This is a genomic window from Haloarcula sp. H-hyl2, from assembly GCF_056934385.1.
Map to the genome: position 1 here is coordinate 1,579,124 of NZ_JBRIIJ010000001.1, position 24,589 is coordinate 1,603,712.

General features: G+C 65.1%; 20 protein-coding genes and 3 rRNA genes. 14 read left to right on the plus strand and 9 right to left on the minus strand.

Translation table 11 applies throughout. The features are described from left to right. Positions 1 to 182: 182 nt before the first annotated feature. From rrf to Hhyl2_RS08185, 5 genes are all read right to left on the minus strand, one after another. A 5S ribosomal RNA gene (rrf, locus tag Hhyl2_RS08165) occupies positions 183 to 305 on the minus strand. Positions 306 to 438: 133 nt separating this feature from the next. Continuing rightward, positions 439 to 3,358: ribosomal RNA gene (locus Hhyl2_RS08170) — 23S ribosomal RNA — on the minus strand. 365 nt (positions 3,359 to 3,723) lie between these two features. Beyond that, positions 3,724 to 5,196: ribosomal RNA gene (locus tag Hhyl2_RS08175) — 16S ribosomal RNA — on the minus strand. The 16S, 23S and 5S rRNA genes sit together here, the layout of an rRNA operon. Before the next feature lie 632 nt (positions 5,197 to 5,828). Beyond that, positions 5,829 to 6,125 (minus strand): translation initiation factor eIF-1A, encoded by a 297-nt coding sequence (locus tag Hhyl2_RS08180; protein WP_483550249.1) that lies wholly within the window; start codon positions 6,123 to 6,125, stop codon positions 5,829 to 5,831. A 127-nt stretch (positions 6,126 to 6,252) separates the two neighbouring features. Then, positions 6,253 to 6,489, minus strand: coding sequence for a UPF0058 family protein (locus Hhyl2_RS08185; protein WP_483550250.1), 237 nt, complete (start codon positions 6,487 to 6,489; stop codon positions 6,253 to 6,255). A 130-nt stretch (positions 6,490 to 6,619) separates the two neighbouring features. On the opposite strand from Hhyl2_RS08185, the gene Hhyl2_RS08190 reads away from it, so the two are divergent. After that, positions 6,620 to 7,552 carry a prenyltransferase gene (locus Hhyl2_RS08190; protein WP_483550251.1) on the plus strand — a complete coding sequence of 311 codons (933 nt, stop codon included), beginning with the start codon at positions 6,620 to 6,622 and terminating at the stop codon, positions 7,550 to 7,552. A gap of 3 nt (positions 7,553 to 7,555) precedes the next feature. Here the strand turns inward: Hhyl2_RS08190 and Hhyl2_RS08195 are convergent, their stop codons facing one another. Then, complete coding sequence (locus Hhyl2_RS08195; protein ID WP_483550252.1) at positions 7,556 to 7,714, minus strand: hypothetical protein; 159 nt, start codon at positions 7,712 to 7,714, stop codon at positions 7,556 to 7,558. 80 nt (positions 7,715 to 7,794) lie between these two features. Here Hhyl2_RS08195 and Hhyl2_RS08200 point away from each other — a divergent pair, with 80 nt between their 5' ends. The 5 genes from Hhyl2_RS08200 (at position 7,795) to Hhyl2_RS08220 (ending at position 14,573) form a co-directional block, all read left to right on the plus strand. Further along, the gene (locus Hhyl2_RS08200) at positions 7,795 to 9,012 is read left to right on the plus strand and encodes a molybdopterin molybdotransferase MoeA (protein ID WP_483550253.1); all 1,218 of its coding nucleotides are present in this window, start codon (positions 7,795 to 7,797) and stop codon (positions 9,010 to 9,012) included. Further along, positions 9,009 to 10,856: a molybdopterin biosynthesis protein gene (locus Hhyl2_RS08205; protein ID WP_483550254.1), complete on the plus strand. Its 1,848-nt coding sequence runs from the start codon at positions 9,009 to 9,011 to the stop codon at positions 10,854 to 10,856. Before Hhyl2_RS08200 ends, Hhyl2_RS08205 begins: the two co-directional genes overlap by 4 nt. Positions 10,857 to 10,942: 86 nt before the next feature. After that, on the plus strand, positions 10,943 to 11,902 hold the full coding sequence (locus Hhyl2_RS08210; protein ID WP_483550255.1) for a ring-cleaving dioxygenase: 960 nt from the start codon (positions 10,943 to 10,945) through the stop codon (positions 11,900 to 11,902). Continuing rightward, positions 11,899 to 13,113: an iron-containing alcohol dehydrogenase family protein gene (locus Hhyl2_RS08215; protein ID WP_483550256.1), complete on the plus strand. Its 1,215-nt coding sequence runs from the start codon at positions 11,899 to 11,901 to the stop codon at positions 13,111 to 13,113. The genes Hhyl2_RS08210 and Hhyl2_RS08215 overlap by 4 nt, the downstream gene beginning before the upstream one ends. 50 nt (positions 13,114 to 13,163) lie before the next feature. After that, positions 13,164 to 14,573, plus strand: coding sequence for a dihydrolipoyl dehydrogenase (locus Hhyl2_RS08220; RefSeq protein ID WP_483550257.1), 1,410 nt, complete (start codon positions 13,164 to 13,166; stop codon positions 14,571 to 14,573). Between the two features lie 33 nt (positions 14,574 to 14,606). Here the strand turns inward: Hhyl2_RS08220 and Hhyl2_RS08225 are convergent, their stop codons facing one another. Then, the gene (locus tag Hhyl2_RS08225) at positions 14,607 to 16,025 is read right to left on the minus strand and encodes an FAD-dependent oxidoreductase (protein ID WP_483550258.1); all 1,419 of its coding nucleotides are present in this window, start codon (positions 16,023 to 16,025) and stop codon (positions 14,607 to 14,609) included. Positions 16,026 to 16,206: 181 nt separating this feature from the next. On the opposite strand from Hhyl2_RS08225, the gene Hhyl2_RS08230 reads away from it, so the two are divergent. From Hhyl2_RS08230 to Hhyl2_RS08250, 5 genes are all read left to right on the plus strand, one after another. Beyond that, on the plus strand, positions 16,207 to 16,581 hold the full coding sequence (locus Hhyl2_RS08230) for a winged helix-turn-helix transcriptional regulator (protein WP_483550259.1): 375 nt from the start codon (positions 16,207 to 16,209) through the stop codon (positions 16,579 to 16,581). A gap of 224 nt (positions 16,582 to 16,805) precedes the next feature. Then, the gene (locus tag Hhyl2_RS08235) at positions 16,806 to 17,342 is read left to right on the plus strand and encodes an NUDIX hydrolase (protein WP_483550260.1); all 537 of its coding nucleotides are present in this window, start codon (positions 16,806 to 16,808) and stop codon (positions 17,340 to 17,342) included. 75 nt (positions 17,343 to 17,417) lie between these two features. Continuing rightward, a complete protein-coding gene (locus tag Hhyl2_RS08240) occupies positions 17,418 to 18,281 on the plus strand; it encodes an SDR family oxidoreductase (RefSeq protein ID WP_483550261.1) in 864 nt (287 codons plus the stop codon). Further along, on the plus strand, positions 18,274 to 19,266 hold the full coding sequence (locus Hhyl2_RS08245) for a patatin-like phospholipase family protein (RefSeq protein ID WP_483550262.1): 993 nt from the start codon (positions 18,274 to 18,276) through the stop codon (positions 19,264 to 19,266). The genes Hhyl2_RS08240 and Hhyl2_RS08245 overlap by 8 nt, the downstream gene beginning before the upstream one ends. Before the next feature lie 73 nt (positions 19,267 to 19,339). After that, positions 19,340 to 19,750: a CoA-binding protein gene (locus tag Hhyl2_RS08250; RefSeq protein WP_483550263.1), complete on the plus strand. Its 411-nt coding sequence runs from the start codon at positions 19,340 to 19,342 to the stop codon at positions 19,748 to 19,750. Here the strand turns inward: Hhyl2_RS08250 and Hhyl2_RS08255 are convergent. Continuing rightward, positions 19,747 to 21,279: a hypothetical protein gene (locus tag Hhyl2_RS08255; protein WP_483550264.1), complete on the minus strand. Its 1,533-nt coding sequence runs from the start codon at positions 21,277 to 21,279 to the stop codon at positions 19,747 to 19,749. The two genes, Hhyl2_RS08250 and Hhyl2_RS08255, sit on opposite strands and share 4 nt — an antisense overlap. Before the next feature lie 286 nt (positions 21,280 to 21,565). Between Hhyl2_RS08255 and Hhyl2_RS08260 the strand changes: the two genes are divergently transcribed. Continuing rightward, positions 21,566 to 21,805: a BolA/IbaG family iron-sulfur metabolism protein gene (locus tag Hhyl2_RS08260; RefSeq protein WP_483550265.1), complete on the plus strand. Its 240-nt coding sequence runs from the start codon at positions 21,566 to 21,568 to the stop codon at positions 21,803 to 21,805. Between the two features lie 40 nt (positions 21,806 to 21,845). Continuing rightward, positions 21,846 to 22,184 carry a glutaredoxin family protein gene (locus tag Hhyl2_RS08265; protein WP_483550266.1) on the plus strand — a complete coding sequence of 113 codons (339 nt, stop codon included), beginning with the start codon at positions 21,846 to 21,848 and terminating at the stop codon, positions 22,182 to 22,184. 32 nt (positions 22,185 to 22,216) lie between these two features. Here the strand turns inward: Hhyl2_RS08265 and Hhyl2_RS08270 are convergent, their stop codons facing one another. Continuing rightward, positions 22,217 to 22,390, minus strand: coding sequence for a DUF5786 family protein (locus Hhyl2_RS08270; protein ID WP_483550267.1), 174 nt, complete (start codon positions 22,388 to 22,390; stop codon positions 22,217 to 22,219). Between the two features lie 250 nt (positions 22,391 to 22,640). Between Hhyl2_RS08270 and Hhyl2_RS08275 the strand changes: the two genes are divergently transcribed. Further along, positions 22,641 to 24,563: a beta-CASP ribonuclease aCPSF1 gene (locus Hhyl2_RS08275; protein WP_483550268.1), complete on the plus strand. Its 1,923-nt coding sequence runs from the start codon at positions 22,641 to 22,643 to the stop codon at positions 24,561 to 24,563. Positions 24,564 to 24,589: the final 26 nt, after the last annotated feature.

The following is a 24,589-nucleotide window of genomic DNA, read 5'->3' on the forward strand; positions in this document are numbered from 1 at the left end:
TTGGGAGCGTTGCCACTCCACGCCCGTTGCTTCTGTGCGTTACTCGTTCGACCGAGTCGGCCAGCGTTGCCACTCCCCGGTAAATACGTTTAGCCCACCACAGAGTTGTCTCTCCGTGATGGGCTGAAAGTGTCCGAGAGCGCTATGGCTGGCGCTCTCGGACGAATGAATGAAAGTATGAATGGTGGCGGCGAACCGCGTTTCCCAGAGGCTCGCGCACTCCAGTACTCCCCGGAACGCTGGTGAGCTTATCTTCCGTGTTCGGGATGGGTACGGGAGGCAACCTCACCGCTATGGCCGCCTAATGCCGACTCGTGGAGTCGAACCACGACAGTACCAGTGTCGGTCGGTCTTCAACTATGTGTTCGTGCGATCCAGATTGCGCCTGGACTCGTTCAGTCTACCGAACGGTCGGTGACCTTCGAGTCACAGTGCGTATGATTGTGGCTTCGAGTGATTAGTGCTCGCGGGCTCAACGTCTCGTTACCTCGACGCGTACACCCCGAGTCTATCTACCTCGTCTTCTACGAGGACTCTCGACGGTGTCTCTTTTCCAGGTGGGTTTCGAGCTTAGATGCGTTCAGCTCTTACCCCGTGTGGCGTGGCTGCCCGGCAGTGCTCTCTCGAACAACCGGTACACCAGTGGCCACCAATCGTAGTTCCTCTCGTACTATACGATCGTTCCCGTCAGACACCATGACACACCCAGTAGATAGCAGCCGACCTGTCTCACGACGGTCTAAACCCAGCTCACGACCTCCTTTAATAGGCGAACAACCTCACCCTTGCCCGCTTCTGCACGGGCAGGATGGAGGGAACCGACATCGAGGTAGCAAGCCACTCGGTCGATATGTGCTCTTGCGAGTGACGACTCTGTTATCCCTAGGGTAGCTTTTCTGTCATCAATTGCCCGCATCAAGCAGGCTAATTGGTTCGCTAGACCACGCTTTCGCGTCAGCGTTCCTCGTTGGGAAGAACACTGTCAAATCATCTTTTGCTCTTGCACTCTTCGCCGGGTCTCTGTCCCGGCTGAGATGATCTTAGGGCGCGCTCGATATCTTTTCGAGCGCGTACCGCCCCAGTCAAACTGCCCGGCTACCGGTGTCCTCCTCCCGGAGTGAGGGTCGCAGTCACCGACGGGTAGTATTTCACTGATGGCTCGGTGGCTTGCTAGCGCAAGTACCTGTGTAATGCCTCCTACCTATGCTGCACATCGGCGACCACGTCCCAGCGACAGCCTGCAGTAAAGCTCCATAGGGTCTTCGCTTCCCCCTGGGTGTCTCCAGACTCCGCACTGGAATGTACAGTTCACCGGGCCCAACGTTGGGACAGTGAAGCTCTGGTTAATCCATTCATGCAAGCCGCTACTGATGCGGCAAGGTACTACGCTACCTTAAGAGGGTCATAGTTACCCCCGCCGTTGACGGGTCCTTCGTCCTCTTGTACGAGGTGTTCAGATACCCGCACTGGGCAGGATTCAGTGACCGTACGAGTCCTTGCGGATTTGCGGTCACCTATGTTGTTACTAGACAGTCCGAGCTTCCGAGTCACTGCGACCTGCTCGTTTCCCGAGCAGGTATCCCTTATTGCGAACGTACGGGACTAACTTGCCGAATTCCCTAACGTCGGTTGATCCCGACAGGCCTTGGCTTTCGCCGCCATGGACACCTGTGTCGGTTCTCGGTACGGACACCACACTCCCTTTTCACGGGCCCCAGGTTGAACCACGTTTCCCTATCCCGCCGTTCGTCCGCTTCGTGCCATTACGGCTTCCACGGAGTTTGACGGTTCGACCGGGCGAGGGCCCGGCGTGGTCGACCCCAGGGCGTCGGTTTCACTGTGTGGTGGCACGGGAATATTAACCCGTTTCCCATGTTGTCATAGTCGAATTACGGTATGACTTAGGACCGGCTAACCCTCAGCTGATCAGCAGTGCTGAGGAACCCTTATCCATTAGGCCGTCGGGGTTCACACCCGACTATCGCTGCTACTATGGCCAGGATTTTCGTCACTCATCGGTCCACAGGAGTTCTCACCCCTGCTTCCATCCAATGAGAGCGCCAACCTACTCGATTGCCCTTTCACGGGCACGGACAGGTCTCGGTGGTGGATTTGAGTCCCGATCATTTTGGGCGCCTCAAACCTCGGCCGGTAAGCTGTTACGCTTTTCTTAGAGGGTAGCTGCTTCTAAGCTCACCTCCCGGCTGTCTAGGGCTCGAGACCACCTTCAGAGGATTACACTTAATCCACACTTGGGGACCTTAACCTATCTCTGGGTTGTTCCCCTCCTGGTACACAGGCTTACCCCGCGCACCGGAATCCTCACGTCGACGGCGTCGGTGGGTTTGGAGTTTGACAGGCGCGTCCACTCCTCTCGGAGTGGAGCACGCCAATCGGTCGCTCTACCCCACCGACTACCTCGGTGAAGGTCATGCTTCGACATGTTTCGGTTGGAACCAGCTGTTGCCGGACTCGATGGGCCTTTCACCCCTACACATAGATCACGAGAGGGTATTGTAGGACACCAACTCTAACAGGCTTCCACGTGCCTTTCGGCACGCTTCACCTTGTCCATGCGTAGATCGTCCGGATTCGGGTCGTGTCCGTGTGGCTCCCCGCCCTTGAAGACGGCGGCCCTCGTGTAAACTGCGGCCATGTCGGTTTCCCTGTGCCTCCCCGGATGCTCCGGTTAGACTCGCCATACAGACACACTCCCTGGCTCGTTTTTCAAAACGTACGATGGAACACCGGCTTCCTGTCCGTCTTACTGTACCCTCGCGGGTGGGTCATTCTGGACAGGACCTTTCGTGCCCCATCGCTCGATCGCCAACTGGGTTCAAGCTCTATTTCACCTCCCTTCGGAGGATACTTTGCAGCGTTCGTTCACACTACTTGTCCGCTATCGGTCTCGAGGAGTGTTTAGCCTTCGCAGTCGATGCCTGCGAGATTCGCGAGGGATTTCCAACCCCCGCTACTCTGGAACCGACGCACATCGTACTGACCTCACGTACGGGGTTGTCACCCTGTATCACGCCCTGTTCCAAGGGACTTCTGTGAGATGGTCGGATGATGAGTGTCGGCCCACACACCACATTGCCCGTGAGGGCTTCGGTTTGGGCTATATCGCGTTCACTCGCGGTTACTGACGACATCACATTGCGTTTTCTGTTCCTCCCGATACTGAGATGTTTCAGTTCTCGGGGTTCCTCATTGCGCGTGGCAATTGCGAGGAGATTCTCATTCGGAGATCCTGAGTTCTTCGCCTCCGTGCGGCTCCCTCAGGCTTATCGCAGCTTGGCACGTCCTTCTTCAGCTCTCGAGCCGAGCTATCCATCAGCTGGCATAGTAGCCAACGTCGTTGTGACTCGTTAGATAGAACTGAACGAGTCCAGTGGACGCCTGGATCGCACGTACACACGGTTTCATACTCGCCCCCAAGGTGGAGATGGTAGGCGAATCGACCCTTCCCAATCGCGGTTTCACCCGGATTGGTGCATCAGTCGTCGTACCACATTCGAACGCTGTGTCCCACTTAAGGGGCACGGTTCGAACCCGGTACGTCGTACGGACCTGTCGGGAGTTGCACCCGACGCCCCGTGAGGGGCATCCGCCTCGGATAGGTCTCGTGAGCCCAGCGGGCCCATACAGTCGGCGCTTGCCGACAATCGGTGGCAAAGCCACCAATGAAAGGTGGGCTGGGGCAGAGCCCCAGTCCCGTTCTGTAGGAGGTGATCCAGCCGCAGATTCCTCTACGGCTACCTTGTTACGACTTAAGCCCCCTTGCGGAGCCCAGATTCAACCAGCGCATGCTGGCTTCATCCGGACCCCACTCGGGTGCTTTGACGGGCGGTGTGTGCAAGGAGCAGGGACGTATTCACCGCGCGCTTATGACACGCGATTACTACCGAATCCAGCTTCATGCGGGCGAGTTTCAGCCCGCAATCCGAACTACGACCAGGTTTGGAGATTAGCTCCGCCTCTCGGCGTGGCATCCCACTGTCCTGACCATTGTAGCCCGCGTGTTGCCCGGTCCATTCGGGGCATACTGACCTACCGTTGCCCGTTCCTTCCTCCGCTTTAGCAGCGGCAGTCTCCGTAGTGTACCCGACTACCTCAGGGGTATCGCTGGCAACTACGGATGCGGGTCTCGCTCGTTGCCTGACTTAACAGGACGCCTCACGGTACGAGCTGACGGCGGCCATGCACCTCCTCTCAGTAGCGTCGGGTAAAGTCGTCAACCTGACCGTCATTACTACTGTCGGGACCGGTGAGATGTCCGGCGTTGAGTCCAATTAAACCGCAGGCTCCTCCGGTTGTGGTGCTCCCCCGCCAATTCCTTTAAGTTTCATCCTTGCGGACGTACTTCCCAGGCGGCTTGCTTATCGTCTTCACTACGGCACATCACGTGCTCATGGCGCGTGACATACCTAGCAAGCATCGTTTACAGCTAGGACTACCCGGGTATCTAATCCGGTTCGAGACCCTAGCTTTCGTCCCTCACCGTCGGGTCCGGTCTCTTGACGTGCTTTCGCCATTGGTGGTCCGTCCAGGATTACAGGATTTCACTCCTACCCCAGACGTACCCGTCAAGTCTCTCGGCCCCAAGCCGTGTAGTTTCCGCTGGACGCCGACGTGTTGAGCACGTCGATTTCCCAACGGACTTACACAGCAGGCTACGGACGCTTTAGGCCCAATAATATCGGCCATCACTCGGACTGCCGGTATTACCGCGGCGGCTGGCACCGGTCTTGCCCAGTCCTTGTTCCTGAATCTCCCTACGATTCAGAAAAGCGAGGGCTATATGCCCTCGCACTCGGAGTCCCCTTATCGCACTGTCGTGCAGTGTAAAGGTTTCGCGCCTGCTGCGCCCCGTAGGGCCCGGTATCTTGTCTCAGATACCGTCTCCAGGCTCTTGCTGTCACAACCTGTACCGATTATGGGCATGGTGGGCCGTTACCCCACCATCTACCTAATCGGCCGCAGCCACATCCTACAGCGCCGGAACGTTTCCAGCTCTCGGCAACTCCAGCGAGAGAGCTGTATCCACTATTAGCCTCAGTTTCCCGAGGTTATGGTGGTCTGTAGGGTAGTTTGGCCACGTGTTACTGAGCTATATGCCGCGGGTCTAAACCCGCGCGACTAGCATGGCTAAATCGGACTCCGATAGCAATGGCCTCCGGCAGGATCAACCGGAATGTGCTGGTATACACCAGCGGCGGGCGTTGCGAGATGCAACGTATGAGTGTGGTATCACTCCGTCGGAAGCGTAACACACTGGAATACTCCAGTGTTGACTGTATGGGTCCGTGGGCTCACATCAGATCCCATCTTGACGGCGGACCGCAGGGGTGGGATCCTCATACTTTCGAGAGCGGTCGCGTTCGCCGAAGCGAACGCGGCATGCTCTCTGCGAGCGGTCCGAGAGTGACCACGGACCGTGTCGCCCCGGGAGCGCCCCGGTGCGACCTTCGCATTCCATCCGATGGGAGGGGTACATATAAATGACTCGTCTCGGAGCCGCCCTGAGTCAGCCCCACACGCCACATGCGTGACGTGACGCCGTCACATACCGAATCGCAAGACAGCGGCGTTGTGTCGATCAGAAAGATAATTATTCGAACAACTGTTGTCAGCCGAGCGACCGGATGGATCTGCCGGTCGAGCCTATTGAGACATCAGAGTGGTCCGGACCGCACCGTGCGCAGGGCGCGACAGCGGGTGTTCCGGCGGGCGCGCGAGGAATAGCAACGAACTACGCCGGACGAGCAACCGTCCGTTCGACGGCGCCAGGGCTCACGGTGAAGCGTCGACGGCAGAAAGAGGGTCGGTTACGCGGTGAGGGAGTCGATGTGCCCTTCCGCACGGAGCTGGTCGGCGTCCTGGCTCTCGTAGCGCCATTCGATGTTGGCCTTCTCGTCCTGCCAGTCCCACGGTTCGGCGAGCACGATGTCGCCCTCGTTGATCCAGGTCCGGAACTTCATGCGGCCGGGGATCCGGCCCATCCGGCTCTCGCCGTCCTCACACTGGATACGGACGTGGTTGCCACCGTTGTGTTCTGTTACGATCGCGAACATCTCGTCGGTCGAGGGCATCCGGAGGTTCCGTCGCCCAGAAGGATCGCTCATACCAGTAGTAGGTCCCCCGAACGTATAAGTAGACTGAGAGTCCCGATAACGCGTCACACGGCGGTGACAAGTCGATGACGAGTACTGTCGCTCACGGGTCGAGTGAATGAACGGGCCGCAGAAGCCTTCAGTCGGCGGCGAGGGTGCGGATTTCGTCGCTCTCGGCAGCCATGTCGTCGATGAGACCGTCGGCCAGCGCGAAGACGGCGTCTTTGTGGTCGGTCTTCGACTTGTGGATCGATGTCGGCTTGACCCCCAGTGTCGCGTACTCGTCGTGCTGGACCTCCGTCTCACTCTCTTTTTCGTAGTGGACTTGTACCTGGGCGAGAAGGCTGTGCAGGTGGATGAGCTCCTGTTTACGCATGGATGCGAAGAGATAAAAGACGAGGGTTTATAGTAGTGTCTCGCCATGTGTTACCACACCAATCCCTGTTTGTGTGTCTGTTCGTCACACGAGCGACAGTGATAGGAGCGTGGTGACGGTATGCGTCTCTGTGGTCTCACCGAGCGACAGCGCCCCGCGACTGTGGACCCTGTGGAAGGCCGCACGGCCGAGTCAACTCGCACTGATCGTCCTGGTGTACGCCCTGGGCGCGGGGATGGCAGTAGCTCACCGTGCACCCAGGCAAGACACGTTCGTGGACGTCCTGGTCAGTCAGTCGGTGACTGTCGGTGTCCTCGCACTGCTCGCGGTCGCGACGAGTGTCCACTACGCGAACGAGTACGTCGACGTCGAGACCGACCGTCGGACGACCAGAACACCGTTCTCCGGAGGGAGTGGCGCCCTAGAACAGACCGGTGTGGGGCGCCGACTCCTCGCGCGTGCGGCGACTGTCGCGTTGCTCGTCGGTACACTGGTCGCTATCGGGGGCGCAGCGGCGGGAACGCTCTCTGAACCGGCCGTCGGGTTGCTCGCAGTTATCGCCCTCGCGGGACTGGCCTATTCGCTCCCGCCGACGGCCCTCGTTCGGCGCGGCGTAGGCGAGGTCGTCAACGCACTCCTCGGCGGATTGGTGCTCCCGCTATACGGCGTCGCAGTGGTCGGCACCCCGCGGCCGGCCGACGCAGTGGCGCTGCTCCCGTTCGTCTGTCTGGTGGGCTGTAATCTCCTGGCGACCCACTGGCCCGACAGGGAGGCGGACGCGTCGGTCGGGAAACGAACGCTGGCGGTCAGATGGCCCGCGAGCAGACTCCGGGGGACGTACTGGACGCTCGCGGTCATCGCGGCTGGGGTGACGGTGCTGCTGGTCGGGACGACGATCCCGCGGCCGGTCGGCGCGGCACAGGCAGCCACCGTGCCGCTGTTGCTCTGGGGCGGGATCGTCCTCACGAGACAGCGGTCGCCGTTCCCCGCGGTCGCCGCGATGGTGACCTACACGGTCGTGACGACTGGCGCGTGGTGGTGGGTGGCGACCGCGATGGCGTGACCCTTACTCCTCGACGGCGTCGTGCGGGCCGAGCGGGCCGTGTTCGGGACAGGCGCCGACGATCGGGGTCGCGTTGAGACAGCAGTGACGGCTCTCGGTGGCGACGAGGCCGGTCGTCAGCGGCGTCCCACAGAGACGGCAGACGAGGTTGACGTCGGCCATGCGGCTGGATAGGGGCCGAATGCCCGTAACGACGGCGGTCCGGAGAGGGGTTTTTCCCCACAGGGCGACAGACGGGAGGTATGCACGACGAGAACCGCCGGACAGCGGGGTTCAAACAGAAGGCGCGGGTCGAACAGGCCCGTGCGGACCTTCTCGGATCGGTTCGGCCACTGACACGGACCGAGCGCGTGCCAGTCAGACGGGCCGACGAGCGCGTGCTGGCGAGCGCGGTCGCGGCGGACCGACCGATCCCACACTACCGACGGGCAGCGATGGACGGCTACGCGGTGCGGGCCGCGGACACCCACGGTGCGAGCCAGCGCTCCCCGGTCAGACTCTCGGTCGGGGAGATGGTCGGCCCGCGGCAAGCGGTCCGCGTCCACACTGGCAGCGAACTCCCGGCGGACGCCGACGCCGTCGTCAAGGTCGAGGAGACCGAGGAGCAGGACGGCGCCGTCGACGTGTTCGACGCGGTTGCGAGCGGAGCCAACGTCGCTCCGATCGGCGAAGACGTCACGGCCGGCCAGCATCTCTACGACGCGGGGACACAGCTACGGCCGTCGGACCTGGGGCTGCTGAAAGGGACCGGGTACGATTCGGTGCCCGTGTACGAGCGGCCGCGGGTCAGCGTCGTCCCGACGGGCGAGGAACTGGTCCAGGACGACCCCGAACCGGGAGAGATCGTCGAGACGAACGGGCAGACCGTCGCCCAGTACGTCGAGCGGTGGGGCGGCGTCGCGACCGACAGGGAGATCGTCACAGACGACACCGCGGCCCTGCGGACGGCCATCGAGCGCGATACCGACCACGATGTCGTCGTCACCACCGGTGGGTCCTCGGTCGGCGAGCGGGACCTGCTGCCGGAGGTCGTCGACGAACTGGGTGAGGTGCTCGTCCACGGCGTCGCGCTGAAACCCGGCCATCCGGTCGCACTCGGGATCGTCGACGGGACGCCCGTGCTGAACCTCCCTGGCTATCCCGTCGCCTGTATCGTCACGGCGGTCCAGTTCCTGCGGCCGCTCCTCAAGCACGTCGGCCACCTCCCACAGCGCTCGCCGCCCACGACGACGGCACGGCTGACCCGGAAGGTGACGAGCGAACCGGGCACCCGGAGCTACGTCCGTGTCGAGCTCGACGAAGGCGAGGACGGACCGACGACGACGCCGACGCGGAGCGGCGGCGCGGGCGTCCTCTCCAGCGTCGCGCTCGCGGACGGGTGGGTCGTCGTCCCCGAGGAGACGGAGGGGTACGACGCAGGTGCGACCGTCGCGGTCGAACACTGGGAGTGGTCACAGTGAGTGACCGACGCGAGTTCCGCGACCTTGCCTCGCCCGAGCGCGCACGCGAGGAGGTCGAGAATCTGGCCGTCGAGCCGGCTCCCGAGACGGTCCCGCTGGCCGAAGCGCGCGGGCGCGTCCTGTCCGAGCGCGTGGACGCGACGCTGGACGTGCCGGGGTTCGACCGGGCGAGCATGGACGGCTACGCCGTCCGCGCCAGCGATACCGTGGGTGCCAGCGAGGCCGACCCGGTCGAACTCTCGCTCGCCGGGACGGTCCACGCGGGCGAGGAGCCAGCCGTCACCGTCGACGAGGGGACGGCAGCGGAGATATCGACGGGTGCTGTCATGCCACCGGGCGCGGACGCCGTCGTCGTCGTCGAGCGCACCTCCGAGACGGACGACGGGGTGGCGCTCCGGACGGCGGTCACACCGGGCGAGAACGTGATGGTCGCGGGCGCGGACATCGCGGCCGGCGCGCGGGCGCTCGGACCGGGCACGGAACTGTCCGCGCGCGAGATCGGCCTGCTCTCGGCGCTGGGCGTCGACAGCGTCCCGGTCCGTGGACGCCCGCGTGTCGGCATCGTCTCGACCGGGGACGAACTCGTCCGACCTGGCGGCGACCTCGACAGCGCGGCCGGCGAGATCTACGACGTCAACAGCTACACCATCGCGGCCGGCGTCGAGGAGGCGGGCGGGGACCCCGTCCTCTATCCCCACGCGGGCGACGATTTCGACGAGATGGAGCGCCTGCTCCACGAGGCTGCAGACGACTGCGACCTCGTGCTCTCCTCGGGATCGACCAGCGCGAGCGCGGTCGACGTCGTCTACCGCGTCATCGAGGAGCGTGGCGAACTCCGTCTCCACGGCGTCGCCGTCAAGCCGGGCAAACCGATGCTCGTCGGGAGCATCGGCGATGCTGCATACGTCGGCCTCCCCGGCTATCCGGTGTCGGCACTGACCATCTTCCGGACGTTCGTCGCCCCACGCATTCGGTCGGCGGCGGGACTCCCGGAGCCACGGACGGCGACGGTAACCGGCGAGATGGCAGTCCGAGAGCGCAGTCCGCAAGGTCGCCATCGCCTGCTCCCAGTTGGACTGGTCGAGGACGGGGCCGGCGAGACGATAGTCTACCCGGTCGACAAGGGGAGCGGAGCGACGACGAGCCTCGTCGAGGCCGACGGAACGGTGGCCGTCGACGCGAACACGGACTACCTCGCTGCGGGCGAGCGCGTCGAAGTAACGCTGTTCTCGCCGTCGGTCCGGCCGCCGACACTGTTGGGGGTCGGCGAGGACGATCCGACCCTCTCGGCCCTGCTGGACCGCCTGGACCGGCCACGGTACCTCCCGGTCGGCACACAGGAGGGGCAGCGTCGACTCGCGAACGGCATCCCCGACGTCGCCGTCGTATCCGGGTCCGACGCCGTGCCGGACGACGCGACGGTGCTCGGCAGCTGGGACCGGGAGTGGGGACTCGTCGTCGGCCCGGCTGCGGCCGTTGCAGGGCTCGACGACCTGTTCGACACGGGAGTACGGTTCGTCAACAGGGATCGGGGCTCGGGCCTGCGTGCGAGTCTCGACGAGGCGCTCGACGCGCTGGCCGACGAACGCGACGAGGACCCGGCGACCCTTCGAGCGGCGATCGACGGCTACGAACTGACGACGAGAGCCCACGAGAGCCCCGCCCGACGAGTCGGCGCGGGCGACGCCGACGCGGGCCTCGGGCTGGCGTCGACGGCGGCGAAACTCGATCTACCATTTGTCTCACTCGGGATCGAGACGGTGACGGTCCTGGCGAACCCAGACCGGACGGACAAACGGAGCGTCGAACGGCTGGTGGCGGCCCTCGACGAATCGACACAGTAGCGGCGACGGGTCTCGTGGCGACCCGTGGCGGCTGCTGACATACGTGTGCGCAAACATACACGTGTCTCGGCGCCCAACGTGAGCGTATGTCACCAGCCACCGGCGGCCTCCACCACGTGACCGCCATCGCCGGCGACCCGCAGGCAAACGCCGACTTCTACGTCGGCCTGCTGGGTCTCCGGTTCGTCAAACGAACCGTCAACCACGACGACACGGGCACCTACCACTTCTACTTCGGCGACGGCGAGGGGACGCCAGGGACGAACATCACGTTCTTCCCCTGGACCGATCAGGGGCGCCAGGGGCAGTTCGGCGCCGGTCAGACGAGCGCCGTCGCGTACCGGATTCCGGAATCCGCCCGCGACTACTGGGTCGACCGACTGGACGGCCACGGCGTCGCCGTCGAACAGACCACGCGGTTCGGCGAGTCCGTCCTCCAGTTCGAGGACCCCGACGGGATCAGCCTCGAACTCGTCGCCGCCGACGGCGAGAGTCCGGCAGTCCCCTGGCCCGACAGCCCAGTTCCGGCCGACCACCAACTGCGCGGCTTCCACAGCGTGACGCTGGCCGTCGAGTCCGTCGGGCCGACGGCCGAGATACTCACCTCGGTCCTGGGCTACGAGCACGAGACGGCCGAGGACGGCCGCCACCGGTACCGGAGCGGTCCAGGGGGGTTCGCCTCGGTCGTCGACGTCGTCGAGACCGACGCCGACCGCGGTCGCATGGGCGTCGGGACGGTCCACCACGTCGCCTTCCGTGCCGCGGACGTCGACGCCCTGGAGTCCTACCGCGAGACCTACCAGGAGATGGGGCTCCGGACCAGCGAGGTCGTCGACCGATCGTACTTCCACGCGGTCTACGCCCGCGAACCGGGCGGTGTGCTGTTCGAGATCTCGACGATGGAACCGGGCTTTACCGCAGACGAAGCCATCGACGACCTGGGGTCGTCACTCGTGCTCCCGCCGTGGCTCGAAGCCGACCGCGCGACGATCGAGCGCCAGTTACCGCCCTTCGACGGGCCCACCGACCCGCCGGAGGAGCAGTGACCGACGCCGATCGGCTCTCGGTGCCGTTCCGGTTCGATTACGAGCCCGCGGTCCTGCGGTACGGCCCGGAAGCGACGGCGGACCTGGGAACAGAGCTCGCAGCTCACGGATGTGAGCGAGCACTCGTCGTCTGTGGCTCGACCGTCGGGCAGACACCGGCGGTCATGGACCCCGTCAGAGCCGGTCTGGGGGAACGACTGGCCGGCGTCTTCGCCGAGACGACGCCGGCGAAACGGCTCGGGACCGCCGTGGACGCGCTGGCGGCGTTCCGAGCGAACGACGCGGATGCCATCGTCGCCGTCGGCGGCGGGAGCAGTCTGGACGTCGCGGCGGTGACGGCGCTGCTCGTGGCGACCGACAGGGATCCCGAAGCGGTTGGCGCCGAACTCGTCGAGACGGGGACGATCAGCGTCCCCGAGGACCGATTCCCACCGCTCGTGGCCGTCCCGACGACGCTCGCCGGCGCCGACCTTTCGCAGGTCGCGGGTGTCACCGCCGACCCGGCGACCTGCCCGGTCGATCTGGCCGTAAGCGGCGGCATCGCCGGGCGGAACCTGATGCCCACGGCAGTCTGTTACGACCCCGATCTGGTCGCGACGACGCCTCGGTCCGTCCTCGCAGGGTCGGCGATGAACGGCTTCGACAAGGGCATCGAGACGCTGTACGCCAACACGGCGACGCCGGTGACCGACGCCACGGCGACGCGTGGACTGTCGCTCCTCCAGGAGGGACTGCTCGCGTTCGGCGACGGCGACGACGACCCGTGGGTCTTCCAGGCGCTGACCCAGGGCGTCATGCTCGTCCAGTACGGCATCTCCCGGCCCGGCGTGACCACGCTCTCACTGATCCACGCCTTCGGCCACGGCCTCACGCGGACCTATCCCGTCCAGCAGGGCGCGGCCCACGCGATCGTCGCCCCGCACGTCCTCCGGTATCTCTTCGAACGCGTCGACGGGCGGCGACAACTCCTCGCGGACGCACTCGGTGTCGCCGACCACGACGAGCCCACCGAGGGGATCGTCGGTGCCGTCGAGTCGGTCGCACGCGCGCTGTCGCTCCCGGCCCGCCTGCGAGAGGTCGACGGTCCCGACCGCAGCGAGTTCCCTGCCGTCGCCGAGGCCGTCCTCGACGACCCGTTCGTGGCCAACGCACCGTCGGGCCTGAAACCAACGCAGGCGGATATCGAAGCTATCCTCGACGCTGCGTGGTAGGCACTCGATCCCTGCAGTAGCTATAGGTGTGTTGACACCCACCATATCGTATGGAGGAGTTCGACCTCATCGTCGTCGGCTCCGGGGCCGGCCTGAGCGTCGCCTCGGCGGCCGTCGACCGTGGCCAGGACGTCGCCGTCGTCGAGGACGGCCCGCTCGGCGGGACCTGTCTCAACCGTGGCTGCATCCCTTCGAAGATGCTCATCCACCGCGCGGACGTGATGGAGACCATCAGGACGGCCGACCGGTTCGGGATCGACGCCAGCGTTGGGGACGTCGATTTCGCCGGGAGCGTCCACGAGGTGAACGAGGCCGTCAGCGAGGACGCCAGCGGCATCGAACGCGGTCTCGAACAGTCCGATCACCACACGCTGTATCACACGGAAGGCCGGTTCGTCGACGACCGGACACTCGCCGTCGACGACGAGGAGATAACCGCGGAGACGGTCGTCATCGCCGCCGGCTGTCGCCCGGAGATCCCACCTATCGACGGCATCGGCGCGGTGGACTATCTGACGAGTACCGACGCCCTCCGTCTGGAGCGCCGGCCCGAGAGCCTCATCGTCGTCGGTGGTGGCTACATCGCCGCGGAGCTGGGCCACTACTTCGGCGCTTTCGGGACCGACGTGACGGTCGTCGGCCGCCGCGAACGGCTGTTACCCGACGAAGACGAACAGGTCCAGGCGGTGTTCACGGCGGTCTTCGGCCGGCGCCACGAGGTGTTGACTGGCCACGAGGTGACGGCCGTCGCGGAGCGCGGGGACCGAGTGGCGGTGACCGCGGTCGGCCCGGACGGCAGCGAGACCGAGCGGGTCGCGGACGAACTACTGGTCGCCGCCGGCATCACACCCAACACCGACCGCCTCGCGGTCGAGAACACCGGCGTCGAGACGGACAGGGAGGGCTACGTCGTCGCCGACGACACGCTGGCGACGACCGCCGAGGGCGTCTGGGCGCTGGGGGACGTCCTCGGTCGGTACCAGTTCCGCCACGCCGCGAACCACGAGGCCCGCACGGTCGCCCGGAACCTGTTGCTCGACGCGCCCGACGAGGCGGTCGACTACACGGCGATGCCCCACGCGGTCTTCGCCTCGCCCCAGGTGGCCGGCGCCGGCGAAACCGAACAGGCGTTGCGGGACGCCGACCGGGACTACGCCGTCCGGACGTACGACTACGCCGACACCGCGATGGGCGACGCGCTCAAGGAGACCGACGGCTTCGTGAAGGTGCTGGTCGACCCCGATGATCGGACGATACTGGGCTGTCACGTCCTGGGCCCCGAGGCGCCGACGCTGCTCCACGAGGTCCTGCCGGTGATGCGCGCGGGCGGGACCGTCGCCGACATCACCGACACCGTCCACGTCCACCCCGCCCTCTCGGAGGTCGTCCACCGCGCGTTCGCCGGCCAGTTCCGCCGACCTGGTGCCGGCCACACCCACCACCACGACCACGGCGACTGAACAGTTGAAACGCCGTGGGCCGGTGTCGCTGAGTCAGTCCAGTTTCCCGTTCAGGACCTTCGCGGCGACGAGCACGGGGTCCCAGACCGGGCTGAACGGTGGCGCGTACGCCAGGTCCAGCCGTTCGAGTTCGGCGACCGTCGTGTCGCGCTCGATGGCCGTCGCCAGGGTGTCGATCCGGATTGCTGCGCGGTCACGACCCGCGATGGCACCCCCGAGCAGGCGCCCGCTCTCGCGGTCGGCGGTCAGCGTCACCGTCGTCTCGTCGCCACCGGGATAGTACCCCGACCGGGACCCGGCAGTGATGGTCTCGGAGACCGGGTCGAAACCCGCGTTCCGAGCCTCGCTCTCGTCGAGGATGCCGACCCGGCCACACTCCATATCGAAGGCCTTGACGACGGCCGTTCCCGCGATGTCGCCGACCGGGCTGGGGTCGCCTGCGACTGTCTGCCCGATAGCCCGGCCGGCGCGGTTGGCGGTCAGCCCCAGGGGGACCCACGCCGGTTCGCCGGTCACGGCGTGGCGCATCTCCGCGCAGTCGCCGGCGGCGTAGACCCCGTCGCAGTTCGTCCGGCCGTAGTCGTCGGTGGCGACCGCGCCGGAGTCCCCGAATTCGACCGCAGTGCCCGCCAGCAGTCCGGTGTTGGGCCGGATCCCGATACCCACGAGAACGAGGTCGACAGCCAAGCGGCCGGCCTCGTGGACGACCGCCTCGACGCGCTCCTCGCCGGCCAGCTTCTCGACAGCGCAGTCCAGATGGAGCGTGACTCCCTCCTCGCGCATGTGGTCGGCCGCTCGCTCGGCCGCCGGCTCGCCGAAGGGCGGGAGCACGTGGCCGGAGCGCTGGAAGACGTGTGTCTCCAGGCCGTGGGCACGGAACGCTTCGGCCATCTCGACGCCGACGTAGCCCCCGCCGACGACGGCGACCGTCTCCGGCGGTTCCCAGGCGGTGTACTTCGCGACCGTCTCGCGGTCGACAGCGTCCACGTCCGTATCAACCGGTTCCGTCCCCGGTTCGGCGAGTACGGCCCGGATCGCGGTCGCCGAGTCGATGCCGTGGAGCGTGAAGACGCCGTCCAGCGAGTGGCCCTCGATGGGGTCGCTGACCGCGTGCGCACCCGTGGCGACGAGCAGGTCGCTGTAGGGCTGGACAGACCGCTCACCCTCGTACTCGACGGTGACCGTCCGCTCGGTCGTATCGACGGCGACGACCTCGTGGTCGCGCCGGAGGTCGATCCCTCGGTCGCGTACGTCCGTGGGCGACAGCGAGAGGAGATCAGTGACGTGTTCGACCTCGCCCTTGACGTAGTACGGCGTCCCGCAGTGCGCGTAGGATATCCACTTGCCCTTCTCGAAGACGACGACGTCAGCGTCCGGACGCTCGCGGGCGAACTTGCTGGCGGCACTCAGGCCGGCGGCGTCACCGCCGACGACGACGAACGGGTCCGACATACGCCGACCGTCGACCGCCTGGCACCTAACTGTTGAGTTACCTACGGGTAAGTAGCCGACGCGCTCACGCACGCGCAAGAGCGACTCCGTAGCACCATCGGACCCACGAGAACAGTTGGTTACAAATTGTTACCCACTTACTAGAAGTAACTATTTGTCACTGGCCGACGAACGGGCGCCTATGAGCGACGCACCGGAGCAACTCGAGGTGTGGTGTGCCGGCGAGGAGTGGTGTCCGATCACGACGACGGCGACGCTCATCGGGAAGAAGTGGCACCCGGTCATCATCCACCGGTTGCTGGAGGCCGGTCCCTCGGGGTTCAACGAACTGAAGACGAACGTCGACGGCATCTCCTCGAAGGTGCTCTCGGACAGTCTCGACGACCTCCAGGAGAAACAACTGGTCGACCGCGAGGTGGTCAACGAGCAGCCCTTCCGCGTGCAGTACTCACTGACCAACCGCGGCGAGTCCCTGAAACCGGTCATCGTATCGATGGCCCGGTGGGGCGAGGAACACCTGCGTCCACCCGAGGACGCAGACGGCGGTCTCCGGTAGCTCTCGATAGCAGCCCGCACTCGGGGAAACGTTTATTACCCCAGCGAGAGAATTTTTACACGAGAAATAGTAGCGGATTTAAATCGTCAGTTTCTTCTAACAGTTTCCTGTAGAGTCGTCCCTGGCGCTCGTGCCGCCGGGTTCCGCCGCTATCACGACCGTACGACCGACCCCCTTCGACCCCAGTACTGTCCCGACGACCACCGCCGAGAGAGATCTCTCCCATGACAGCATACACCACCGACGATGGTACCGACGTGCCCGATATCCACGCGATCACCGACCCGTCGACGCTGCGAGACGAGGTCCCGTTCCACGAAGACACCGATGTCGTTCCCGAGAAGACGTTCGAGGCGATCCGTGACGCCGACGACATGGCACCGGTCGGCGTCACCAACGACGACGGCGAGACACTCGTGATGCAGGTTACAGACAGCTGTTCCTGGAAGATCCCGTCGAGCAGCGTCGCACCCGAGGAACCGTTCGCCGACGCGGCACGCGAGTGGGTCCGGACCAACACTGGGCTGGAGATCGACATCGAGCGTATCGCGGGCGTCTGGTGTCTCGACGCCCGACTGGAAGACAGCGACCGGACCACCTCGCGACACTTCGTCGTCTTCGAGGCCGCGCCCGTGACCGACGACCCGTCACCGACGGTACCGATCGACGAAGACGACGACCGGGCCGCCGGAGCGGGCTGGTTCACGGAACTCCCCGGGGACGGCTCGCGGGTCCCCGGAACCGACCTGTTCCTCGACTGAGCAGGGAGGGCGATCACAGTGGCGTGAGGTGTAGTTAATGTGGTGGCGTGTGTCATCCAGCACGAGTGACTCCAGATGGCTGACTCCACTTTCGACCTCAGTGCCCCCGAGTTGACACACGACGACCTCCTCGTTCTGGACGACCCCCACTTTGCGCCGGAGACCGTCGCCATCGTGACCGGTGCAGCCTCCGGTATCGGCCGGGCGACCGCCGTCGCGCTGGCGGCCAACGGCCTCACCGTCGTCGGCGCCGACATCGACGCGGAGGGACTCGACGAGACAGCGGCCATCGCCGCGGACTGTGGCGTCGACGGCACCGTCCACGGCGTCGAGACCGACCTGACCGACGACGGCGACGTCGAGACCCTCGTCGAGGCCGCCGCCCAGGAGGGCGCGGTGCGCTACGCCGCCAACATCGCCGGGATGCAACACATCGCCGGCATCGACGAGTTCCCGATGGCGAAGTACGACCTCCTGCTAGACATCATGCTGCGCGCGCCGTTCAAACTCGCCCAGGAGGTGATGCCACACATCCGTGCCACCGACGACGGCGTCGGTGCCATCGGCAACATGTCCTCGGTCCACGGCCACTACGCCACCAAGGACAAAGCGGCCTACATCACCGCCAAGCACGGCCTCACCGGTCTGACCCGTTCGATCGCCGCCGAGGGCGAGGGGACGCTGCGCGGGTTCTCGGTCAGCGTCGGCTACGTCCTCACGCCGCTGATGGTCGACCAGATCGAGGACACCGCCAGCGAACGGGGGATCTCCGAGCAGGCGGTCGTCGAGGACGTGATGCTCGGCCAGGCCCGGACGAAGGAGATGATGGCCCCCGCGGAGGTCGCCAACCTCTTCGTGTTCGGGTTCAGCAACCACGCCAAGCACCTCAACGGCGGGGACCTGCTGTTCGACGGCGGGTACACCCACACGTATGAATGACGGGAGCGAGGGCGCGTCGGCCGACGACGATTCCACCCGCGTCGCCATCGCCTGCCAGGGCGGCGGGAGCCACACCGCGTTCACCGCCGGCGTCCTCTGTACACTACTGGACAACTGGAACGACGACTACGATCTGGTCGGCATCAGCGGCACCTCCGGCGGCGCGTTCAACGCCCTGGCGGTGTGGTACGGCCTGCTCACCGAGGGTCCGGAGACCGCCGCCGATCTGGTGACGTCCATCTGGGACGACCTGGCGGCCTCGACGCCCGCCGATCGAACCACGAACGCCTGGCTAACCGGCATCAACCGCCTGGAGAGTGCCGGCTACCCGCTCCCACACGTCACCCCCTACCAGATTCCCGGTCCCGAGGTCGGGAAAGAGCGCATCCGGACGATCCTGGAGCGGTACATCGACTTCGAAGCCGTCCCGGACCTCTGTACGGCCGCGGCACCGGAACTCGTCGTCGGGACGGTCAACGTCAACGAGGGGTACTTCGAGACGTTCACCAACGAGGACGTCACCGTCGAGGCGGTGCTGGCCTCCGCAGCGGTCCCGAACCTCTTCGAGGCCGTCGAGATCCACGGCCACCTCCACTGGGACGGTCTGTTCTCCCAGAACCCGCCGATCAACGACCTGCTGCACGTCCCGCCGGCTCACAAGCCCGAGGAGCTGTGGATAATCCAGATCAACCCCCAACAGTTCACGGGTGAGCCAAAGACCGCCGACGCCATCGCCGATCGACGTAATCAACTGGCGGGCAACCTCTCACTGAACCAGGAACTGCGGTTCATCGAGCGCGTCAACGACTGGGTCGAGGACGGGACCCTCCCCGCCGACGAGTTCACGCACACGGAGATCAGACGCATCGAACTGGGCAAGCAACTGGGCTGTGCGACGAAGGTCGACCGCAGTCCCGGATTCATCCAGGAACTGCGGGACCTCGGTCGGGAGCGTGCGCGGGCGTTCCTGGCCGAACGCGGCTGAGCGGGGCGGCCGGCTGGCCGATGGTGAACCGAGCGCCACACCTGTTTTATCCTCGCCTGCCCTACGATGAGACATGCCAGTCACAGACGAGTCCGGACTCCGTGAGATCCTCGAACTGAACCGCGTCGCCGTCGTCGGCTGTTCGACCTCACCCGGGAAGGACGCCCACGAGATACCCAAGTACCTCATCGACCAGGGATACGACGTCGTCCCGATCAATCCCTTCGCCGACGAGATCTTCGGCCGGAAGGCCTACGATTCGCTTGCCGACGTACCCGGCGAGATCGACATCGTCGACGTGTTCCGTCCCAGCGAGGAGGTCAGCGGGATCGTCGACGAGGTACTGGAACGGGACGACGTGCAGGTCGTCTGGCTCCAGTTGGGCATCCACGACGACGACGCCGTGGCGCGTGCGGAGGGGGCCGGCCTCCGCGTCGTCCAGGACCGCTGTATGAAACCGACCCACCAGCAACTGATGGCCTAGCTACTCGCACACTCCTCGCCGCCACGGCGCTCCTTTTCGGCCAGTGTCGTCTTGAACTTCGCGAGTTCGACACCGAGTATCTTCATGTCGTACCCCCCGTTGACGACGAGCTGGATGTACGCGCTCTTGCAGACCGGGCCCCACGTGAGCTCCGTGTTGACCGCCATCCCGACCTCGATGTAGGGGATGAGGATCTGCTCGAAGATGCTGATCGAGACCCGCGGGAACGCGACGCCGAAGCCGGCGCTGACCGGCTGGCCGAACAGGGCCCCGGAGTCGGCACTCTCCGGATTGATGTTCAGGGTCCCGATCTTGGCCTTGGGCGTCACGTCGGTGCCGTTGTAGGCAAATCCAGTGTCGCCGCCGAAGGTGAACCGCGAGCGAGCGGTCGCAGAGGCCTCGGAGACGACGTTGATGTTGGCCTTCAGCCGGATCGACGTCTCGACGGTGATCGGGACCGGTCCGGCCATGAAGATGTGCTTGAACGCGAAGCCACCCGGGAGTGGGATCTCGGTCGGTCCCTCGACACCGGTCCCCGTGGCGGCGATGTCGATGACTATCTCACCCTCCAGTCCGTTGGCGTCGATGTCCGCCTGCTGGAGGTCCCCGCCGGCGTAGTTGACCTGGCCGCCGGCCTTGACGGCCTTGGCCTCGCCGACGCCGGTAAACCGCATCGTCGCAGGGGCACCCGACGGCGCCGTCATCTCTGCTTTCAGCCGGACCGAATCGCCCATCGGCGTCAGTCCGAAGACGTAGTCGGTGTTCCCCTGTGTGAACTTCAGTTCCAGGACCTCCTGGTCGCCCTGGAGCGAGAGTTCGGGCCGCCCGAGCGCGTTCCCGTCCGCGTCGAGCGCCACGACATCGACCAGCGCGGCATTGCTCACCGCCGAGGCGAGCGCTCCCTCGCCGGTCTCCTCGGCCGGTTCGAACCGCTCGTTGGTCTGTCGGGTCTCGAACCCGAGGTCGGCGTCCCAGGCGACCTCACCGTCCTGGATCGCCTCGTTCAGCGCGGCGAACTCGGTCTCGACGACCACGCGCTCACCGTCGCGGCTGACGTCGGTGACCCGCCGGAGCGAGAGCCCTGAGATCATGAGGACACGCCCCGGTTCCGGGTCGATGCCCGTCTGTGCCAGCAGGTCGGCGTCGAATGTGTACTGCTGTGCGTCGAGGTCGAAGTCGGTCAGCGCCCCGAGTGCGCCGCCTTCCAACAGATCGGTCTCCTCGGTCAATTCGACGTCGAAGGTCGTGTCGACGGTTCCCGCGTTCAACAGGAACGGTGCCGTCTCCTCGGCCACGAACTGCCCGCCGCTGTCGTCGACCGTTCCACCCGGTGGGGACGGAAAGCTGCCACTACCGCCGTCACCGCCGGTCCCACTGCCGCCGTCGGCACCGCTGCCGCCGGTTCCTCCGCCACCGCCGCCACCGCCACAGCCCGCCAGTCCCGCCGCGCCCGCGACCGCGAGCGCCCGCAGGAACCGTCGTCGATGTTCGTCGGGGAGTGCGGGTGTCTCACGGTCGGAAGAGTTCATACACAGACGACGACCGGTGATAGCATAATATTTTGTATACTTACCACGAGTTCAGCAGTTGAATCTCCCGTAGAGAGTGGTATCGACCGACGAACCGAAGGTGTCCGTCAATTCAGTATCTGTACACTACGCTTCGGAAGGGTATGCAGACCGGTGCGACCTGCAGCCACAGGCCCACCGCGCCACCGTAACTGAACCGAGACGGCACTGTCACTGGGGTCCAGTCCCGGACAGTCGACGACGGACACCAGCAACCGTTTTCCCCGACGGTGACCTTCGGGTCGGCATGGACGAATCCGAGGTCAAAGCACTGATCGAAGACGGGATCCCCGACGCGACCGCGACGGTGACGACACCGCGGGACCCCGACGACGACAAACACTACGCCGTCGAGGTCGTCTCGCCGGCGTTCGAGGGGAAGTCCCTCGTCGACCAGCATCAGCTCGTCCACGACGCGCTCGGGGAGCACCTGACCAGGGACATCCACGCCATCGAACTGACGACGGAGACGCCACCGGAGAACTGACGGCGATACCCATTTCAGCCCCCCTCTGTTAGAGCCACCCATGTCGTTCGAACCCGAGGAACTCTCCACCGAGGAGGTCCAGACGACCGTCGACGAGACCATCGCCGACAACGAGGTCGCGCTGTTCATGAAAGGCACCGCGCTGATGCCCCAGTGTGGCTACTCCCGGAAGGCGCTGGGGCTCATCCAGCAACACCGCGACGACGTCGCGACGGTGAACGTCCTGCAGGCCACCGAATCGTTCCGCGAGGCGCTCTCGGAGTATAGCGGTCGCGAGACCATCCCGCAGACGTTCGTCGACGGCGAGTTCGTCGGCGGGAGCGACATCCTCGAACAGCTCGACGAGAACGGAGACCTGGCAGAGACGCTGAACGCCTGAAAATATCGCTGGCTGGCGGTCGAGTCGCGCGCTTACTCCTCGTCTTTCATCTCGCCGAGCTTGTCGACGAGGTCGGAGGTCGAGGCCTCCGTCTCGAAGGAGACGTCGCCGTCGTGGTCGTTCTCGTGGACAGCGACGCCCTCGCTGTCGTCCGCGTCGACGTCCTGGTCTTTCTGTTCGGATTCGTCGTAGCTACCAAAGCCCATGTATACTGACTGTGGAGAACCACACTAAAAACGACCGATAGGGTCGCTCAGCGGCCTGTGGTACCGAATCACAGCACCGTGAGCCCGTCTCTCGATCGTCGGCGATCTGATCCGTGTCCCCGGGCTGTAATTATCGGTCCGGGAAGCAAAGGTTCTTATTCGTGGTCCGTTTTTCGGTAAACAACGGATACCCGAGAGCCGTGGTTCTTGCGACGGCGATCGACTGCTGCAACCGTAGATTTCCCGACATATGAGTTCCGCAGACGAGACACTAGAGAAGATCAAGGCACAGGTCGAGGAGGAGACGCCGAACGATATCGCTATCGAAGCGGTGACGTTCGAGGGGCCGGAACTGGTCATCTACACGCCAGACGCCCAGACCGTCGCGAACCGCGACGGGATCGTCCGCAACCTCGCACAGACGCTCCGCAAGCGCATCAACGTCCGCCCGACACAGGACGCGCTGGTCCCGCCAAAGCAGGCCCGCGAGCGCATCACCGAACTGATCCCCGAGGACGCCGGCGTCCAGAACCTCGACTTCGACTCCGAGACCGGCGAGGTCTTCATCGAAGCCGAGAAGCCGGGCCGGGTCATCGGGCGCCACGGCGAGACGCTGGACCAGATCTCGGCGAGCGTCGGGTGGACACCCGAGGTCGTCCGGACCCCGCCGATGGAGTCCTCGACGGTCTCGAACGTTCGGAACTTCCTCAAGCAGGAGCGCGACGAGCGCCGCGACATCCTCGAACGGGTGGGCCGGAAGATCAACCGCCCGACGACGTCGGACGACGACTGGGTCCGACTGACCACGCTGGGGTGCTGTCGGGAGGTCGGCCGTGCGTCGTTCATCCTCTCGACACCCGAATCGCGGATCCTCATCGACTGTGGCGACAAACCCGGTGCCGAGGGCGAGGTGCCGTACCTCCAGGTCCCCGAGGCGCTCGCCTCAGGCCCCAACTCCATCGATGCCGTCGTCCTGACTCACGCGCACCTCGACCACTCGGCACTCCTCCCGATCCTGTTCAAGTACGGCTACGACGGTCCGATTTACACCACCGCACCCACGCGGGACCTGATGGGACTGCTCCAGCTGGACTACCTCGACGTGGCCGCCAAGGAGGGGCGAACCCCGCCCTACGAGAGCCAGCAGGTCCGTGACGCGCTGAAACACACCATCCCGCTGGAGTTCGGCAACGTCACCGACATCGCGCCGGACATCAAACTCACCATGCACAACGCCGGGCACATCCTGGGGTCGGCGGTGTGTCACTTCCACATCGGCGAGGGCCGGTACAACGTCGCGTTCTCCGGGGACATCCACTACAAGGACACTCGCCTACTCGACGGCGCGGTCAACGATTTCCCACGTGTCGAGACGCTCGTGCTCGAATCGACCTACGGCGGGAAGAACGACTACCAGACCGATCAGGAGGACTCCGAGCGGGTCCTCAAGCGGGTCATCAACGAGGCCCACCAGAAGGACGGCAAGATCCTCATCCCGGCCTTCGCCGTCGGGCGCTCCCAGGAACTGATGCTCGTCCTGGAGGAGGCGATGCGCGAGGGCGAGATCCCGACGATGCCGGTCTACCTCGACGGGATGATTCGCGAGGCGACGGCCATCCACACGGCATACCCCGAGTACCTTCGTGGGGATCTCCGCCAGCGGATCCTCTACGACGACGAGAACCCCTTCCTGGCCGAGCAGTTCCAGCAGGTCGACGGCGGCGAGGAGATGCGCCAGGACATCGCCGACGACGAACCGTGTATCGTGCTGACGACCTCCGGGATGGTCACTGGTGGCCCCGTGATGTCCTGGCTCCGCCTGCTCGGCGGGGACGAGGACAACACGATGGTCTTCGTCGGCTACCAGGCCGAGGGGACCCTGGGTCGACAGATCCAGCGCGGCCAGGACGAGATCACGATGTCCGACCGCAGCGGGCCCCGCGCCGAGCGGGTGAGCCTGGAGATGGACGTCGAGACGGTCGACGGCTTCTCCGGCCACGCCGACCGGCAGGGCCTGGAGACGTTCGTCGAGACGATGCACCCCCGACCGGAGAAGGTGCTCTGTGTCCACGGCGACGAGACCTCGACCAATCAACTCTCGTCGGCGCTGTACCAGAAGTTCAACATGCGGACGTTCAACCCCAAGAACCTCGAGACCTTCCGGTTCATCTGAGGCTGGCCTCGGCAGACTGGTGTCGA

Excerpts from the sequence above, each read along its gene's own strand:
- Hhyl2_RS08180 (WP_483550249.1), bottom strand. The coding sequence starts at position 6,125 with ATGAGCGATCCTTCTGGGCGACGGAACCTCCGGATGCCCTCGACCGAC.
- Hhyl2_RS08185 (WP_483550250.1), bottom strand. The coding sequence starts at position 6,489 with ATGCGTAAACAGGAGCTCATCCACCTGCACAGCCTTCTCGCCCAGGTA.
- Hhyl2_RS08195 (WP_483550252.1), bottom strand. The coding sequence starts at position 7,714 with ATGGCCGACGTCAACCTCGTCTGCCGTCTCTGTGGGACGCCGCTGACG.
- Hhyl2_RS08200 (WP_483550253.1), top strand. The coding sequence starts at position 7,795 with ATGCACGACGAGAACCGCCGGACAGCGGGGTTCAAACAGAAGGCGCGG.
- Hhyl2_RS08210 (WP_483550255.1), top strand. The coding sequence starts at position 10,943 with ATGTCACCAGCCACCGGCGGCCTCCACCACGTGACCGCCATCGCCGGC.
- Hhyl2_RS08220 (WP_483550257.1), top strand. The coding sequence starts at position 13,164 with ATGGAGGAGTTCGACCTCATCGTCGTCGGCTCCGGGGCCGGCCTGAGC.
- Hhyl2_RS08225 (WP_483550258.1), bottom strand. The coding sequence starts at position 16,025 with ATGTCGGACCCGTTCGTCGTCGTCGGCGGTGACGCCGCCGGCCTGAGT.
- Hhyl2_RS08230 (WP_483550259.1), top strand. The coding sequence starts at position 16,207 with ATGAGCGACGCACCGGAGCAACTCGAGGTGTGGTGTGCCGGCGAGGAG.
- Hhyl2_RS08235 (WP_483550260.1), top strand. The coding sequence starts at position 16,806 with ATGACAGCATACACCACCGACGATGGTACCGACGTGCCCGATATCCAC.
- Hhyl2_RS08240 (WP_483550261.1), top strand. The coding sequence starts at position 17,418 with ATGGCTGACTCCACTTTCGACCTCAGTGCCCCCGAGTTGACACACGAC.
- Hhyl2_RS08245 (WP_483550262.1), top strand. The coding sequence starts at position 18,274 with ATGAATGACGGGAGCGAGGGCGCGTCGGCCGACGACGATTCCACCCGC.
- Hhyl2_RS08250 (WP_483550263.1), top strand. The coding sequence starts at position 19,340 with ATGCCAGTCACAGACGAGTCCGGACTCCGTGAGATCCTCGAACTGAAC.
- Hhyl2_RS08255 (WP_483550264.1), bottom strand. The coding sequence starts at position 21,279 with ATGAACTCTTCCGACCGTGAGACACCCGCACTCCCCGACGAACATCGA.
- Hhyl2_RS08260 (WP_483550265.1), top strand. The coding sequence starts at position 21,566 with ATGGACGAATCCGAGGTCAAAGCACTGATCGAAGACGGGATCCCCGAC.
- Hhyl2_RS08265 (WP_483550266.1), top strand. The coding sequence starts at position 21,846 with ATGTCGTTCGAACCCGAGGAACTCTCCACCGAGGAGGTCCAGACGACC.
- Hhyl2_RS08270 (WP_483550267.1), bottom strand. The coding sequence starts at position 22,390 with ATGGGCTTTGGTAGCTACGACGAATCCGAACAGAAAGACCAGGACGTC.
- Hhyl2_RS08275 (WP_483550268.1), top strand. The coding sequence starts at position 22,641 with ATGAGTTCCGCAGACGAGACACTAGAGAAGATCAAGGCACAGGTCGAG.